Origin of the sequence: Leclercia adecarboxylata (genome assembly GCF_006171285.1) — a bacterium.
Taxonomy (GTDB): domain Bacteria; phylum Pseudomonadota; class Gammaproteobacteria; order Enterobacterales; family Enterobacteriaceae; genus Enterobacter; species Enterobacter barmai.
Window position 1 is genome coordinate 5,098,209 of the sequence record NZ_CP040889.1, and the last position, 14,653, is coordinate 5,112,861.

15 protein-coding genes are annotated in these 14,653 nt (G+C 55.7%); 7 read left to right on the top strand and 8 right to left on the bottom strand.

The window, feature by feature from the left end:
• Nucleotides 1-11 precede the first annotated feature (11 nt).
• The gene (locus tag FHN83_RS26110) at nucleotides 12-302 is read right to left on the bottom strand and encodes a YebO family protein (protein ID WP_039030794.1); all 291 of its coding nucleotides are present in this window, start codon (nucleotides 300-302) and stop codon (nucleotides 12-14) included.
• Nucleotides 303-375: 73 nt separating this feature from the next.
• Entirely contained in the window at nucleotides 376-519 is a 144-nt protein-coding gene (gene mgrB / locus FHN83_RS26115) for a PhoP/PhoQ regulator MgrB (RefSeq protein ID WP_039030795.1), read from the bottom strand.
• A gap of 158 nt (nucleotides 520-677) precedes the next feature.
• Here mgrB and FHN83_RS26120 point away from each other — a divergent pair, with 158 nt between their 5' ends.
• On the top strand, nucleotides 678-917 hold the full coding sequence (locus FHN83_RS26120) for a YobH family protein (RefSeq protein WP_039030918.1): 240 nt from the start codon (nucleotides 678-680) through the stop codon (nucleotides 915-917).
• Between the two features lie 54 nt (nucleotides 918-971).
• Here FHN83_RS26120 and kdgR read toward each other — a convergent pair whose 3' ends face one another.
• A complete protein-coding gene (gene kdgR, locus FHN83_RS26125) occupies nucleotides 972-1,763 on the bottom strand; it encodes a DNA-binding transcriptional regulator KdgR (protein WP_039030796.1) in 792 nt (263 codons plus the stop codon).
• 178 nt (nucleotides 1,764-1,941) lie between these two features.
• Here kdgR and FHN83_RS26130 point away from each other — a divergent pair, with 178 nt between their 5' ends.
• Nucleotides 1,942-3,315, top strand: a complete 1,374-nt coding sequence (locus tag FHN83_RS26130) for an MFS transporter (protein ID WP_138369335.1) — start codon at nucleotides 1,942-1,944, stop codon at nucleotides 3,313-3,315.
• Nucleotides 3,316-3,362: 47 nt separating this feature from the next.
• Here FHN83_RS26130 and htpX read toward each other — a convergent pair whose 3' ends face one another.
• The 4 genes from htpX to FHN83_RS26150 form a co-directional block, all read right to left on the bottom strand.
• Nucleotides 3,363-4,244, bottom strand: coding sequence for a protease HtpX (htpX, locus tag FHN83_RS26135; protein ID WP_039030798.1), 882 nt, complete (start codon nucleotides 4,242-4,244; stop codon nucleotides 3,363-3,365).
• Between the two features lie 195 nt (nucleotides 4,245-4,439).
• Nucleotides 4,440-6,488, bottom strand: coding sequence for a carboxy terminal-processing peptidase (prc, locus tag FHN83_RS26140; RefSeq protein WP_138369336.1), 2,049 nt, complete (start codon nucleotides 6,486-6,488; stop codon nucleotides 4,440-4,442).
• A gap of 19 nt (nucleotides 6,489-6,507) precedes the next feature.
• Nucleotides 6,508-7,194, bottom strand: a complete 687-nt coding sequence (proQ, locus tag FHN83_RS26145; RefSeq protein WP_039030800.1) for an RNA chaperone ProQ — start codon at nucleotides 7,192-7,194, stop codon at nucleotides 6,508-6,510.
• A 97-nt stretch (nucleotides 7,195-7,291) separates the two neighbouring features.
• Nucleotides 7,292-7,789, bottom strand: coding sequence for a GAF domain-containing protein (locus FHN83_RS26150; protein WP_039030801.1), 498 nt, complete (start codon nucleotides 7,787-7,789; stop codon nucleotides 7,292-7,294).
• 131 nt (nucleotides 7,790-7,920) lie between these two features.
• Here FHN83_RS26150 and yebS point away from each other — a divergent pair, with 131 nt between their 5' ends.
• The 5 genes from yebS to FHN83_RS26175 all read left to right on the top strand — a co-directional run bounded on the left by yebS (nucleotide 7,921) and on the right by FHN83_RS26175 (nucleotide 13,964).
• Entirely contained in the window at nucleotides 7,921-9,204 is a 1,284-nt protein-coding gene (yebS, locus tag FHN83_RS26155) for a membrane integrity lipid transport subunit YebS (protein ID WP_039030802.1), read from the top strand.
• Nucleotides 9,173-11,806 carry a PqiB family protein gene (locus FHN83_RS26160; RefSeq protein ID WP_139565400.1) on the top strand — a complete coding sequence of 878 codons (2,634 nt, stop codon included), beginning with the start codon at nucleotides 9,173-9,175 and terminating at the stop codon, nucleotides 11,804-11,806. The genes yebS and FHN83_RS26160 overlap by 32 nt, the downstream gene beginning before the upstream one ends.
• Nucleotides 11,807-11,882: 76 nt before the next feature.
• A complete protein-coding gene (gene rsmF / locus FHN83_RS26165) occupies nucleotides 11,883-13,325 on the top strand; it encodes a 16S rRNA (cytosine(1407)-C(5))-methyltransferase RsmF (protein WP_138369339.1) in 1,443 nt (480 codons plus the stop codon).
• A 103-nt stretch (nucleotides 13,326-13,428) separates the two neighbouring features.
• Nucleotides 13,429-13,668 (top strand): YebV family protein, encoded by a 240-nt coding sequence (locus FHN83_RS26170; protein WP_039030919.1) that lies wholly within the window; start codon nucleotides 13,429-13,431, stop codon nucleotides 13,666-13,668.
• 104 nt (nucleotides 13,669-13,772) lie between these two features.
• The gene (locus FHN83_RS26175; RefSeq protein WP_039030805.1) at nucleotides 13,773-13,964 is read left to right on the top strand and encodes a YebW family protein; all 192 of its coding nucleotides are present in this window, start codon (nucleotides 13,773-13,775) and stop codon (nucleotides 13,962-13,964) included.
• Here FHN83_RS26175 and pphA read toward each other — a convergent pair whose 3' ends face one another.
• Nucleotides 13,965-14,609, bottom strand: a complete 645-nt coding sequence (gene pphA, locus FHN83_RS26180) for a protein-serine/threonine phosphatase (protein WP_139565401.1) — start codon at nucleotides 14,607-14,609, stop codon at nucleotides 13,965-13,967.
• Nucleotides 14,610-14,653: the final 44 nt, after the last annotated feature.

Sequence of the window (14,653 nt, forward strand, 5' to 3'; positions counted from 1 at the left end):
CCCTTAACGGATTAGCGTTCGGCTACCAGACGAATAAAATCATCGTCCTGGCTGTCAGCCGTCACTTCTGGCGCTTTTGGTGCTTCTTTCTCTTCCGGCTCATTGGCTTCGCACAGACGACGCAGCAGGACATTCTGTCGTTTCTGCAGGTCGACCAACTTCTCCAGCAGTTCAATCTGCTCGCTGGTACGGGAGCTTGCACGATTCACAAAAAACCACAGCACCAGGCCCACAACCAGCAGCACGACCGAGATTGCCAGAGATGCCACGCTGAACATCCCGGAATTCACTAACTCACCCATTTCACCCCCCAATAAAAACGCTCATTTTACCACTCGCGTTAAGGAAGGAAATCATTTGCGATAAAAATGACAGCTACCAGGGGATAAACTTATTGATAGAACAAATACCGCTAAAGAACTGTACATCCTGATCGCACATCACATTAATGGTCTGCGTCCAGAGTAAAACACAGGCCAGCAACACTAAGACCAGAATAACCCAGCGTATTTTTTTCACTCCACTCTCCGTACCCTAACTGCCTGATGCCAGGTTATCATGCGCAACTTAAACCATGCCTAACTGTAACGTGAAGGCGATGCTTTCGGAATCATATACTTGTTAAAGTGATTGTATCGATTACCCTAAGCGGCAGTTATTCAAAAAATGAGGTAATGATGCGCTTTTTTATTCGCACATTGATTGTTATAGCACTCGTCTGGACGGGTTTGCTGCTCGCAGGCTACGGCGTGCTGACCGGCAGTAAAGAGAATGCGGGTGGGCTGGGCATTCAGTGCCAGTATCTTACCGCGCGTGGCATCAGCACGGCGCAGTATATTCATTCAGACAGCGGCTTCATCGGGCTGTCCCGCTGCCCGCTGCTGAGGAAAACCGAGACCGTCATAGATAACGGCTGATTCTGTGCACAAAAAACGCCGCCATCAGGCAGCGTTTTTTTATGGCGCTAACAATCAGAACGGATAGTCGTTGTAACCCATCTGCTCAGAAATCTTACGCGCCGCCGTGTGCAGCATTTCTACGTACTCGTGCAGATGCTCTTCAGAGAAACGCAGCGTCGGGAAGGAGATACTCAGGCCGGCGATCACCACACCGAAACGGTCAAAGACAGGTACGCCGATGCAGCGCAAGCCTTCTTCCTGCTCCTGGTTATCTTCGCCATAACCCTGCTCACGCACTTTATCCAGCACCTGCAACAGCTCCTCGGTGGTGGTAATAGTGCGTTCGGTGCTGCGTTTGTATTCCACGTTCTCGAGGATCTGCTTCACTTCGTCACGGTCGCGCCATGCCAGCAGGACTTTACCGATAGCGGTACTGTACAGCGGGTTGCGACGACCAATGCGTGAATACATGCGCAAGTTGTACATAGAGTCGATTTTATGGATATAGACGATACTGTCTTCATCCAGCGCCCCCAGGTGCACCGTCTCTTTCGTCAGACGCGACAGTTCACGCATCTGAATATCTGCGCTGCGGATCAGGTCGACGTTCTGTAGCGCGCGCGCGCCCAGTTCAAACAACTTCAGGGTCAGAGAGTACTTTTCTGACTCCCCTTCCTGTGCAACATAACCCAGTGATTTCATGGTCTGCAAAAAGCGATAAACGGTGCTTTTTGACATCATCACACGCTGGGACAGCTCAGTAATACCAATTTCGCGCTCTTCACCAAGCGCCTGCAGGATGCCGAACACCTTTAACACGGATGAAACAGAATCTGGCTGTTTATCCAAATCCGCGATTGCCATTAATCACCTCAACGCAAGTGTTTTATAAAATTCAGAACCGGTTTTTATTATAAATTCGCAGCCGCGTTGCTGCAATCAATCCTGGCTTACCTGGTTACAAATCTGCGACATACAACCGAAATAACAGTGATAATATCGTTACCCTGTTAATAATAACCTCCAATGCTAATTAATTCTCATGACTACAACCCCCACTGACGGCCTGCCGATACCGCAACGCTATGGTGCGATTGCGACCATTATTATCGGTATTTCAATGGCTGTACTGGATGGCGCCATCGCCAACGTGGCTCTCCCGACTATTGCCAGCGACCTGAATGCCTCCCCCGCCAGCTCGATCTGGATTGTGAACGCCTACCAGATAGCCATTGTCATCTCGCTGCTGTCGTTTTCATTTCTCGGGGATATGTTTGGTTACCGCCGGGTCTATCAGTGCGGGCTGGTGGTATTTACCCTGACGTCTCTCTTTTGTGCCCTTTCGGACACGCTGCACATGCTGACCCTGGCGCGCATCGCGCAGGGCTTTGGCGGCGCAGCGTTGATGAGCGTGAATACGGCGTTGATTCGTCTGATCTACCCGCAGCGGCATCTGGGCCGGGGCATGGGGATTAACTCCTTTATCGTTGCCGTGTCGTCTGCGGCGGGCCCGACCATCGCCGCAGCGATCCTCTCCGTAGCTTCCTGGCAGTGGCTGTTTCTAATCAACGTTCCGCTGGGGATCGTGGCGTTGCTGTTCGCCCTGCGCTTTTTACCCGCCAACGGGCCGAAAAGCAGCATGCCCAAATTCGACCTCCCGAGCGCGGTGATGAACGCCCTCACCTTTGGCCTGCTGATCACCGCCCTGAGCGGGTTTGCCCAGGGCCAGTCGCTTATGTTGATAGCGGGCGAGGTCGTGGCGCTGCTGGTGGTCGGCTTCTTCTTCGTGCGTCGTCAGCTGGCGCTGCCGGTGCCGTTACTGCCGGTGGACCTGTTGCGTATTCCGCTCTTCTCGCTCTCTATCTGTACCTCCATCTGCTCATTCTGCGCGCAGATGCTGGCCCTGGTTTCCCTGCCCTTCTTCCTGCAAAGCGTCATTGGCCGCTCAGAAGTGGAAACGGGTCTGCTGTTAACGCCCTGGCCGCTGGCAACAATGGTGATGGCGCCGCTGGCGGGTTATCTGATTGAGCGGGTACATGCCGGATTACTGGGTGCGCTGGGGTTGGTGGTGATGGCAACAGGACTTTTCGCGCTTGCCCTCCTGCCTGCAGCTCCTCACGATCTGGATATCATCTGGCGCATGGTGCTGTGTGGGGCAGGCTTTGGCCTCTTCCAGTCGCCGAATAACCACACCATTATCACCGCCGCTCCCCGCCATCGCAGCGGTGGTGCAAGCGGGATGCTGGGCACCGCCCGCCTGCTGGGACAGAGTACCGGCGCGGCGCTGGTAGCGTTGATGTTCAACCTGGCCGGGCAAAGCGGCACGCACATGGCGCTGTTGACCGCCGGCACGCTGGCCACCGTCGCGGCCATCATCAGCGGACTCAGGGTCACCCAGCCTCGTTCGCAGGCATAAAAAAAGCGCGTCGAAAGACGCGCTTTTTTATTATCCAGCCGAAGCTGTTACTTCAGGTATTCACCGTTACGCAGCGCTTCAATACGCTTATCCAGCGGCGGGTGAGACATGAACAGCTCGCTCAGCGATTTCGATTTACCGTTGATGCAGAAGGCCATCATGGTGGAGGCTTCCTGCGGCTCGTAGCTGGTTTTCAGACGCTGCAGCGCAGCAATCATCTTCTCACGGCCAACCAGTTTGGCGGAACCTGCATCAGCGTGGAACTCACGGTGACGGGAGAACCACATGGTGATGATGCTCGCCAGGATACCAAATACCAGTTCCAGTACCATTGAAACCGCAAAGTAGATCAGCGGGTTACCGTTGCTCGACTCGCCTTCCTCACGATCGCCACCCATAAAGCCTGCGGCAATCTGGGCGATAATACGCGAGATGAAGATAACGAAGGTGTTCACCACACCCTGAATCAGGGTCATGGTCACCATATCGCCGTTGGCAATGTGGCTAATCTCATGGGCGATAACTGCTTCCGCCTCATCACGGCTCATGTTCTGCAGCAGACCGGTGCTCACCGCAACCAGAGAGGCGTCACGACGCGCACCGGTGGCGAAGGCGTTAATATCCGGGGCGTGATAAATCGCCACCTGCGGCATGGCAATACCTGCCTGACGGGACTGGTTGGCAACGGTGGTCATCAGCCACTGTTCCATATCGTTACGCGGTTGCTCAATAACCTCGCCGCCAACGGACTTAAGTGCCATCCACTTGGACATCAGCAGTGAGATAAAGGAGCCACCAAAACCAAACAGCAGCGCCATAATCAACAAACCCTGAACGCTGCTCGACTGAATTCCTGTCAGGCTGAGAACCACCCCGAAGACCACCATGACCGCAAGGTTGGTGAGCAGGAAGAGCGCGATTCGCATCATAATATTCTTTTAACCTCAGTTTAACAAAACGCACTATGCGATTACCCACATCGTATGGGTATTCCGCATATTTTCAAGGATTGGAGAGGCGTAAGTCACCAGAAAGACACAACTTTACATAATGAAATGACTGCCTGACGGCAGAATGCGGTTAACAAAAAAACAGGCACAATTTCTTGTGCCTGTTGGGGGAGATTATTTTGCCGGAGCGGGGTTACCGGCAGGCTTGTCTTTTTCCAGTTTCGCCAGGTCGATGGCGATTTTCACCGTCTCATCGAGATACGGATCCGGCTCCTGGTAATCCTTCGGCAGGTCATCCAGCTTTTTAAGGACTGGCTTACCTTCACGTTTGAAGCGGTCGTTGATACGCGCCAGACGTGTCGCATCATCCTCTTCGTTCTCTTTCAGACGCTGCGCGTAATTCAGAGAGACGATATTGCGTTTCGCCTTCAGGGCATTGAAACGGGCAATATCCTTGACGATGTACTGGAACTCCGGATCTTTAGCGATGCGGTCGTCGTGCTGCTTCAGCAGCGCCGGACCAAACTGGGTCATGTCGCCCGACTTCACGTAGGTGGCAGCGTTCACGCTATCCCACGGCAACGCGTTGTCTTCGAACTTCTCACCGGTTTCCGTCTCTTCGGTACCCGTCGGCATGATGATATCCGGGGTCACGCCTTTCCGCTGGGTACTGCCGCCATTCACGCGGTAGAACTTCTGAATGGTGTACTGGACCGAGCCCAGCGCTGGCCATTCCGGACGCAGCATCTGATCGTAAATGCGGTTCAGGGAGCGGTACTGCTGCACCGTACCTTTACCGAACGTCGGTTCGCCAACAATCAATGCACGGCTGTAATCCTGCATCGCGGCGGCAAAGATCTCCGACGCCGAGGCACTGAAGCGATCGACCAGCACCACCAGCGGGCCTTTATAGTACACAACGCCATCGGTATCCGCGTCTTCACGCACTTTACCGTTGTTGTCGCGCACCTGTACCACCGGTCCGGACGGGATAAACAGACCGGAAAGCGAAACCGCTTCGGTCAGGGCGCCGCCGCCGTTGGTACGCAGATCGATAATCACGCTCTTAACGTTCTGTTTTTCAAGTTTCTGCAGCTGGACTTTGACGTCGTCCGTCAGGCCCACGTAGAAACCAGGAATATCCAGCACGCCAACTTTGTCTTTACCCACGGTTTTCACCGACATCTTCACCGCGCGGTCTTCCAGACGGATACGCTCGCGGGTCAGGGTAACGATACGGGTCTTGGTGCCTTTACCAGCAGGCAGAATTTCCAGACGGACTTTGCTGCCTTTTGGCCCTTTGATCAGGGCAACCACATCATCCAGACGCCAGCCGATCACATCAACCATGTTCTGGCCTGGTTGACCGACACCGACAATGCGATCGCCTACGCTAATCGCCTTGCTCTTGGCCGCCGGGCCACCGGCAACCATGGAGTTGATGACGGTGTAATCGTCATCCATCTGCAGCACTGCGCCGATCCCTTCAAGGGAGAGGCTCATCTCGGTGTTGAACTGCTCGGTGTTGCGCGGAGAGAGATAGTTGGTGTGCGGATCGATTTCGTGCGCGAAGGCCGTCATCGCCAGCGAGAAGACATCTTCACTGTTGGTCTGGGCCAGGCGACGAATGGCAAATTTGTAGCGGCGGGTTAGCGTTTCGCGGATCTCTTTCTCATCTTTACCGGTGAGTTTGAGGCTCAGCTCGTCGTATTTAACTTTGCTGTCCCACAGCTGATTCAGCTCGGCTTCATCTTTTGGCCACGGCGACTTACTGCGGTCAAGATTAAAGGTGTCGTTACCCGTGAAGTCCATTGGACGTTCAAGCACCTTAAGCGCGTACTGATAGCGCTCAAAACGGCGTTTCTGCGACAGGTTATACAGGTCGTAGAACAGGTCCAGCTTGCCGCTGCGTAACTCATCCCCAACCTGGGTCTGCTTTTTGGCAAACTGTTCGACATCGCTCGCCAGCAGGACGTTATGGCTGTAGTCCAGCAGGTTCAGGTAGCGGTCGAAAATCTTTGTCGAAAAGGCCTGGTCGAGATCGAACTGGCGATAGTGCGAACGGGTGAAGCGCGACGTGACGCGCTCACTGACCGTCGCGTGCTGAGTCTCTTCCTTCAGAACCGGAATCTGATCGACACGCGTAATCTCGTCCACAGCGAAAGCGTGGCCTGTTATTGCAAACAGGCCAGCCAGCGCGGTGAGCTTAAAAAATGTGTTCATGCCGGGCTTGGCCTCCGTTTTAGAACAACAAGTGTTCTGCGCGTACAATCATTGACAGACCAGAAGTCAGCTGTACACGAACGCCATCTTTGGTGATTTCCAGTACGGTGGCATCCATAGCATTGTTACCCGCTTTTACCTTCAGAGACTGACCCACGCTCAGGGCGGTGATGTCAGAAACCGGAGTGTGGCGCGGCTCTTCACGAGGCGCACGCGGGGCTTTTGCCGCCGGTTGCTCAGCACGTGGCTTACGCTCGGTATTCTCTTTACGACGCGGTGCAGGACGTGGCTTGCGTTCACGGCGAGGCGCTTCTTCCTGGCCATTGGCCGCGGCTGCTTCGCGTTTTTTAGCCTGCTGTTCAGCACGCTGAGCCTGAACTCGCGCTTTGGCTTCTTCAAGCTGCTTACGGGCATGCTCAACATGCTGCTCATCCAGCACACCACAAGGGTTGCCATCGAGATCAACACGCGTCGCGCCCGCTTTGATACCGTAAAGGTAACGCCAGCTCGAAGTATAAAGACGTAAGGCGGAGCGGAGTTGGGTTTTGCTGAGGTTCATCTCACCTTCAACACGCTCTACCAGATCCTGAAAAATACCAATTTTCAGGGGACGAGCTTCGCCTTCGGCACTAAAACATTGAGGAAAACGTTCGGCCAAAAACGCGATAACTTCTTTACTGCTATTCAACTTAGGTTGATTTTCCATGAAATTTCCTGATTACAACGGACGTTGCCGACAAGCCGCAGGCATGAACAGGCGACATTATAATGACGCCATCCGTAAATGCTACGTTATCCGTTGATTATCCTGCGACGCTCGCAAAGAATTTGTGATAATCGGTCGCGGCGAGAACGTTTTCAAGATTCGCCACCAGCTCGCGCAGCCCCTGTTCATCATCGGCTGTAAAGCGATTAAAGACAGTGCTGTCGATGTCCAGAACACCAATAATCTGATTGTTTACTTTCAGAGGAAGGACGATTTCAGCGTTGCTGGCGCTGTCGCAGGCGATGTGCCCGTCGAACGCGTGAACGTCATCCACACGCTGCACCTGATTTTGCGCCACCGCGGTGCCGCATACGCCGCGCCCGACCGGAATACGCACGCAGGCGAGCTTGCCCTGGAAGGGTCCGAGTACTAAGGTTTCACCTTCCAGCAGATAAAAACCGGCCCAGTTCACATCGGAAAGACGCTCAAAAAGTAATGCGCTGGTATTCGCCAGAGTGGCTAAGAAACTGGTTTCACCTGCCATCAATGCCTGAAAGTCACGGTTTAGATCCGTGTAGAATTCTGTTTTGTTCATTATTCAATCACTTGGTTGTCTTACAAAGTTACAGCATAGCCTATTAAAATAAGCATTATTTACGTTCATGCTCAAGATGAATCCATTCATGAGTTAAGATAACTATTAACTATCCTTTTTTAGCGCGACCGATGGCTCTTAAATCACCGAAAATAACGCCGACGAAAAAAATCACCGTGCATACGGTCGGCGATGCGCTGCCTCGTGCACATTATCAGCGTTGCCCGCAATGCGATACGCTTTTTACGTTGCCAAAGATGAAATCATACCAAAGTGCTTTCTGCCCGCGCTGCAACGCAAAAATTCGCGACGGCCGTGACTGGTCACTGACCCGGCTGGCGGCGATGGCGGTCACTATGATGCTGCTGATGCCCTTCGCCTGGAGCGAGCCGCTGCTGCGCCTGCACCTGCTGGGCGTGCGCATTGATGCCAACCTGTTACAGGGGATCTGGCAGATGACCCGCCAGGGCGATCCCCTTACGGCCTCGATGGTCCTGTTCTGTACCGTCGGCGCGCCGGTGGTGCTGGTGGCGGCTATCGCCTACCTGTGGCTCGGCAATATCCTGGGAATGAACCTGCGCCCGGTACTCCTGATGCTTGAGAAGCTCAAGGAGTGGGTGATGCTGGATATCTACCTGGTGGGGATTGTTGTCGCCTCCATCAAAGTGCAGGACTACGCTTACCTGCAGCCGGGCGGCGGTCTGTTTGCGTTTATTGCGCTGGTGATCCTGAGCGTGCTGACGCTTATTCACCTGAACGTGGAGCAGCTCTGGGAACGCTTTTACCCCCAGCGCCCCGCCACCCGCTACAACCCCGAACTGCGCGTCTGTCTTGGCTGTCACTATACCGGACTGCCCGACGCGCGCGGTCGCTGCCCACGCTGCCATATCCCCCTGCGCGTGCGGCGGCATAACAGTCTGCAAAAATGCTGGGCGGCGCTGATCGCCTCGCTGGTGTTTCTTATTCCGGCCAACCTGCTGCCTATCTCGGTGATTTACGTCAACGGTGGACGGCAGGAGGATACCATCATGTCGGGCATCGTCTCGCTGGCGCACAGCAATATCGCCGTAGCGGCGGTGGTGTTTATCGCCAGTATTCTGGTGCCCTTTACCAAAGTGGTGGTGATGTTTACCCTGCTCGTCAGCATTCATTTTAAATGTGAACAGGGGCTGAGAACCCGCATACTGTTGTTGCGTTTCGTTACCTGGATTGGCCGCTGGTCAATGCTGGATCTGTTTGTTATTTCGTTGATGATGTCGCTGATCAATCGCGATCAGCTCCTTGCTTTTACTATGGGACCCGCAGCGTTCTATTTCGGCACTGCGGTGATTTTGACTATTCTTTCAGTGGAATGGCTGGATAGCCGCTTACTTTGGGATGCACATGAGTCAGGAAACGCCAGCTTCGCCGACTGAAGCGCGAGTTAAAACAAAACGTCGTATTTCGCCATTCTGGTTACTGCCGGTTATCGCTCTGATGATCGCCGGTTGGTTAATCTGGACCAGCTACGAGGATCGCGGCAATACCGTCACTATCGATTTCCAGAGCGCCGACGGCATTGTGGCAGGCCGTACGCCGGTGCGTTTTCAGGGGGTTGAAGTAGGGACCGTCCAGGATATCTCACTGGATAAGAACCTCAATAAAATCGAGGTTCGCGTTAGCATCAAATCCGATATGAAAGATGCCCTGCGCGATGAGACGCAGTTCTGGCTGGTTACGCCCAAAGCTTCGCTGGCGGGTGTTTCCGGTCTGGATGCGCTGGTCGGGGGTAACTACATCGGCATGATGCCAGGTAAAGGTGAACCAAAGGATCACTTCACCGCCCTGGATACGCAGCCGAAATACCGGCTCAACAATGGCGATCTGATGATCCATCTGCACGCACAGGATCTGGGCTCGTTGAACAGCGGTTCGGTGGTCTATTTCCGTAAGATCCCCGTCGGTCGGGTTTATGACTACGCCATCACCCCTAACAAGCAGGGAGTGGTCATCGACGTGCTGATCGAACGACGCTTTACCTCGCTGGTGAAAAAAGGCAGCCGCTTCTGGAATGTGTCCGGCGTGGATGCCGACCTGAGCCTGAGCGGTGCCAAAGTGAAGCTGGAGAGCCTGGCGGCGCTGGTGAACGGGGCTATCGCCTTCGATTCACCGGAAGGTTCTGAGCCCGCCACCCAGGAAGATGATTTTGGCCTGTATAAAGATCTGGCCCACAGCCAGCGCGGCGTGATTGTGAAGCTCACCCTCCCCTCTGCGGATGGTCTGAAGGAAGACTCCACCCCGCTGATGTATCAGGGATTACAGGTTGGGCAGCTCACCAAAATGACCCTTAACCCTGGCGGCCTGGTCACCGGTGAGATGACCGTTGACCCGAGCGTGGTCGATCTGCTGCGCAAAAACACGCGCATCGAATTGCGTTCGCCAAAACTGTCGCTGAGCAACCCCAGCGTCAGCAGCCTGCTGACCGGCAGCACTTTTGAACTGATCCCCGGCGGCGGCGAACCGATAAATCAGTTTGTGATCGCCCCGGCCGATAAGGCGCTGCTGCAAAAACCCGGCGTCATCACCGTCAAACTCAACGCACCGGAAAGCTACGGTATCGACGCCGGTCAGCCGCTGATCCTGCACGGCGTGCAGATTGGCCAGGTGCTTGAGCGCACCTTAACCAGCAAAGGCGTCAGCTTTGAGGTGGCGATCGATCCGCAGTACCGCGAGCTGGTGCATGGCGACAGCAAATTCGTGGTCAACAGCCGGGTGGATGTCAAAGTCGGGCTCGACGGCGTCGAGTTCCTGGCGGCCAGCGCCAGCGAATGGATCAGCGGCGGGATACGTATCCTGCCGGGTGACAAAGGCGCCATGCGCGACAGCTATCCGCTGTATGCCAACCTCGATAAAGCTCTGGAAAACAGCCTGAGCGATCTGCCGACCACCACCCTCACGCTGGTGGCCGACACCCTGCCGGACGTGCAGGCAGGTTCGGTGGTGCTGTATCGCAAATTCGAGGTGGGTGAAGTGATTCTGGTTCGCCCGCGCGCCAATGCCTTTGATATCGAACTGCACATCAAGCCGGAATACCGCAAGCTGCTTACCAGCAACAGCGTGTTCTGGGCCGAAGGCGGGGCCAAAGTGCAGCTTAACGGCAGCGGCCTGACGGTGCAGGCCTCTCCGCTCTCCCGCGCCCTGCGCGGGGCCATCAGCTTTGACAACCTGAGCGGGGCGAGCGCCAGCCAGCGTAAAGGCGACAAACGGATCCTCTACCCTTCCGAAACCGCAGCCCGTGCGGTGGGCGGCCAGATCACCCTGCATGCTTTTGATGCGGGTAAGCTCGCCGAAGGGATGCCGATACGCTATCTGGGGATTGATATCGGGCAGATCCAGAACCTGAAGCTGATCACCGCCCGCAACGAAGTGCAGGCCACGGCGGTGCTGTATCCGGAATATGTCGAAAACTTCGCCCGCGCCGGGACGCGTTTCTCGGTGATCACCCCGCAGATTTCCGCGGCAGGCGTTGAGCATCTCGATACCATTCTCCAGCCTTATATCAACGTCGAACCCGGCCAGGGCAAGGCGCGCCGCGACTTCGAACTGCAGGAGGCGACTATCACCGATTCACGCTATCTCGATGGCCTGAGCATCGTGGTGGAGGTGCCGGATGCGGCGTCGCTCGCCATCGGTACGCCGGTGCTGTTCCGCGGCATGGAAGTGGGTACGGTGACCGGGCTGACGCTGGGGACGCTCTCCGACAGGGTGATGGTGGCCCTGCGTATCAGCGATCGCTATCAGCATCTGGTGCGTAACAACTCGGTGTTCTGGCTGGCGTCCGGTTATTCGCTGGACTTTGGTCTGACCGGCGGCGTGGTGAAAACCGGGACCTTTAATCAGTTTATCCGCGGCGGTATTGCCTTCGCGACGCCGCCGGGTACCCCGCTGGCGCCGAAATCCCAGCCCGGCAAGCACTTCCTGCTGCAGGAGAGCGAGCCGAAAGAGTGGCGCAACTGGGGAACCGCCCTGCCACGCTAACCCTTACGCTCCGGTGTCAACCCACCGGAGCGTTTGTGGTACACTGCGCGCCTCTTTGACTCCCTGTGGTGCGCTCGTGTCTCAACGTTCCGTCTATCTGCCAGAAGAATTTCTGGCTCAAATGCGCCAGGCCCTGCCTGATCCTCTCTCTCTCGATGCGTTTATCGCCGCTTGCCAGCGTCCGCTGCGCCGCAGCCTGCGCGTCAACACCCTGAAAATCAGCGTGGCGGATTTCCTCTCGCTTGTCGCCCCCTACAACTGGCAGCTCACGCCGGTGCCCTGGTGTGAAGAGGGATTCTGGATCGAGCGTGACGACGAAGAGGCGTTACCGCTGGGCAGCACAGCAGAACACCTGAGTGGGCTGTTCTACATACAGGAAGCCAGCTCCATGCTGCCGGTCGCGGCGCTGTTTGCCGATGGTAATACCCCCGCCCGGGTGATGGACGTGGCGGCCGCGCCTGGCTCCAAAACCACCCAGATCGCCGCACGGATGAACAATCAGGGGGCGATCCTCGCCAACGAGTTTTCTGCCAGCCGCGTTAAGGTGCTGCACGCGAACATCAGCCGCTGCGGGATCAGCAACGTGGCCTTAACCCATTTTGATGGCCGCGTGTTTGGCGCGGCCCTGCCGGAAGCCTTCGATGCGATCCTGCTGGACGCCCCCTGCTCCGGCGAAGGGGTGGTGCGCAAAGATCCTGACGCGCTGAAGAACTGGTCCGTCGCCAGCAATCTGGAGATCGCCGCCACCCAGCGCGAGCTTATCGACAGCGCCTTCCACGCCCTGCGCCCCGGCGGGACGCTGGTCTACTCCACCTGCACCCTGAACCGCGACGAAAACGAAGCCGTCTGCCTGTGGCTGAAAGAGCAGTATCCCGATGCCGTTGAATTCCTGCCGCTGAACGACCTGTTTACCAGCGCCGCTGACTGCGTCACTCCCGAAGGGTTCCTGCACGTCTTCCCGCACATCTACGACTGCGAAGGCTTCTTCGTGGCACGCCTGCGTAAAACCGCGGCCATAGCGCCGCTGCCCGTGCCAAAATTCAAGGTCGGCAACTTCCCGTTCACGCCGCTTAAAACCCGTGAAGCCCAGCAGATCGCCACCGCCGCACATCAGGTGGGCCTGCGCTGGGACGACAACCTGCGCCTGTGGCAGCGTGATAAAGAGGTGTGGTTATTCCCGACGGAGATTGAGCCGCTGATAGGCAAAGTGCGTTTTTCTCGTCTCGGCATCCGCCTGGCGGAGACGCACAACAAAGGTTACCGCTGGCAGCATGAAGCGGTGATCGCCCTGGCGGGCGAGCACAACACCTTTGCCTTGACCCAGGCAGAAGCGGAAGAGTGGTATCGCGGACGCGATGTGTGGCCAGAGGCAACCCCAACCGGGGATGATGCGGTCCTGACGTATCAGGGCTTTCCGGTAGGGCTGGCGAAAAAAGTGGGCTCGCGCCTGAAGAACAGCTACCCGCGCGAGCTGGTTCGCGATGGCCGCTTGTTTACCGGTAACGGCGAAGAGAGCTAAAAATAGCACTTTTTTACTGGCGCTTTTGCTCTCCATTGACCAGGCTGAAAAGTGGGCGACTATACTGGTCGTACCAGACCACAACATGATCCTGGAGAGCATTATGACGAAAACCAATGTGCGCATTGGCGCATTCGAAATCGATGATGCCGAGTTAAACGGCGATACGCAGGGCGAGCGAACGTTAACTATCCCTTGTAAATCCGACCCCGACCTGTGCATGCAACTCGACGCCTGGGATGCAGACACCAGCGTCCCGGCCATTCTCGATGGAGAACACTCAGTCCTGTACCGTAAGCATTACGACCAAGGTTCCGATGCCTGGATCATGCGCCTTGCCTGATTCAGAGAGAACCCGCCCGCAGGCGGGTTATTTATTCCCAATTTCTCCCCTTCCCTGAATCATCCCCTACAATATCAATACGGTAGTAAATGCTGAGGGGCATGATGTACGCACTGGTATTGTTTATCTGTTATCTGGACGCAGGCTGTGAAGATCTGGTGGTGGACGTGTATCGCACCGAACCCCAGTGCGAGGCATCGATGGACGACCAGCGTATCCGCCACGGCGGCTGTTATCCGGTAGAAGATTTTATCGACGGCTTCTGGCGCCCGGCGCAGGAGTATTCTGACCTGTAATCACTGCAGCTGCGCCAGCGTCAGGCTGCCGCCAAACACTGCCCCGGTATCGATGTAGTGAAGGTTCTGGCAGTCATAGCGTTTTCTGAGCGGCGTATGGCCGAACCAGAAGTGATCTGCCCCGCCGATCCCCTCCTCGCTGCCGTTCATTAAATCCTGCAGACGATCCCGGTTCCACAGAATGCGCTGCTTCTCTACCGGCTTATTCCACACATAGTGCGATGACGGGTAATCGGCATGGGCAATGACATTCAATCCGTTAGCGCAGTTGATTTCGATAATCCACGGCAGCGTTTCACAGCGGCGGAACAGATCGATAGCCTGCTGCTGTTGTTCACCTTTTAATTCAGCGAACCAGTTGCCGCCATTCATCATCCACAGGCCAAACTGATTATTATGCAGGGCGTCCAGCGCCATCTGCTCATGGTTACCTCGCACGGCATAAAACCACGCTTCATTTAATAACTGCAGGCATTTCACGCTATCCGGGCCGCGATCGATTAAATCGCCGACGCAAATAAGTAAATCCTCATACGGATTAAGATGCCGGCGCTTTAGCGCCTCCATAAGCATCTGATAACAGCCGTGAAGATCGCTTACCACCCAGACGTGCCGCCAGTTGTGACCTTCAAGTTTGAGATACATAGCGCCTCCTCAGGATCAGTATAGTCCCTGCGGAGTACGGCAAT

Coding starts and splice junctions, on each gene's coding strand:
- FHN83_RS26120 (WP_039030918.1), top strand. CDS start 678: ATGCGCTTTTTTATTCGCACATTGATTGTTATAGCACTCGTCTGGACG.
- proQ (WP_039030800.1), bottom strand. CDS start 7,194: ATGGAAAATCAACCTAAGTTGAATAGCAGTAAAGAAGTTATCGCGTTT.
- kdgR (WP_039030796.1), bottom strand. CDS start 1,763: ATGGCAATCGCGGATTTGGATAAACAGCCAGATTCTGTTTCATCCGTG.
- yebS (WP_039030802.1), top strand. CDS start 7,921: ATGGCTCTTAAATCACCGAAAATAACGCCGACGAAAAAAATCACCGTG.
- prc (WP_138369336.1), bottom strand. CDS start 6,488: ATGAACACATTTTTTAAGCTCACCGCGCTGGCTGGCCTGTTTGCAATA.
- FHN83_RS26170 (WP_039030919.1), top strand. CDS start 13,429: ATGACGAAAACCAATGTGCGCATTGGCGCATTCGAAATCGATGATGCC.
- pphA (WP_139565401.1), bottom strand. CDS start 14,609: ATGTATCTCAAACTTGAAGGTCACAACTGGCGGCACGTCTGGGTGGTA.
- FHN83_RS26150 (WP_039030801.1), bottom strand. CDS start 7,789: ATGAACAAAACAGAATTCTACACGGATCTAAACCGTGACTTTCAGGCA.
- FHN83_RS26110 (WP_039030794.1), bottom strand. CDS start 302: ATGGGTGAGTTAGTGAATTCCGGGATGTTCAGCGTGGCATCTCTGGCA.
- FHN83_RS26130 (WP_138369335.1), top strand. CDS start 1,942: ATGACTACAACCCCCACTGACGGCCTGCCGATACCGCAACGCTATGGT.
- FHN83_RS26175 (WP_039030805.1), top strand. CDS start 13,773: ATGTACGCACTGGTATTGTTTATCTGTTATCTGGACGCAGGCTGTGAA.
- htpX (WP_039030798.1), bottom strand. CDS start 4,244: ATGATGCGAATCGCGCTCTTCCTGCTCACCAACCTTGCGGTCATGGTG.
- FHN83_RS26160 (WP_139565400.1), top strand. CDS start 9,173: ATGAGTCAGGAAACGCCAGCTTCGCCGACTGAAGCGCGAGTTAAAACA.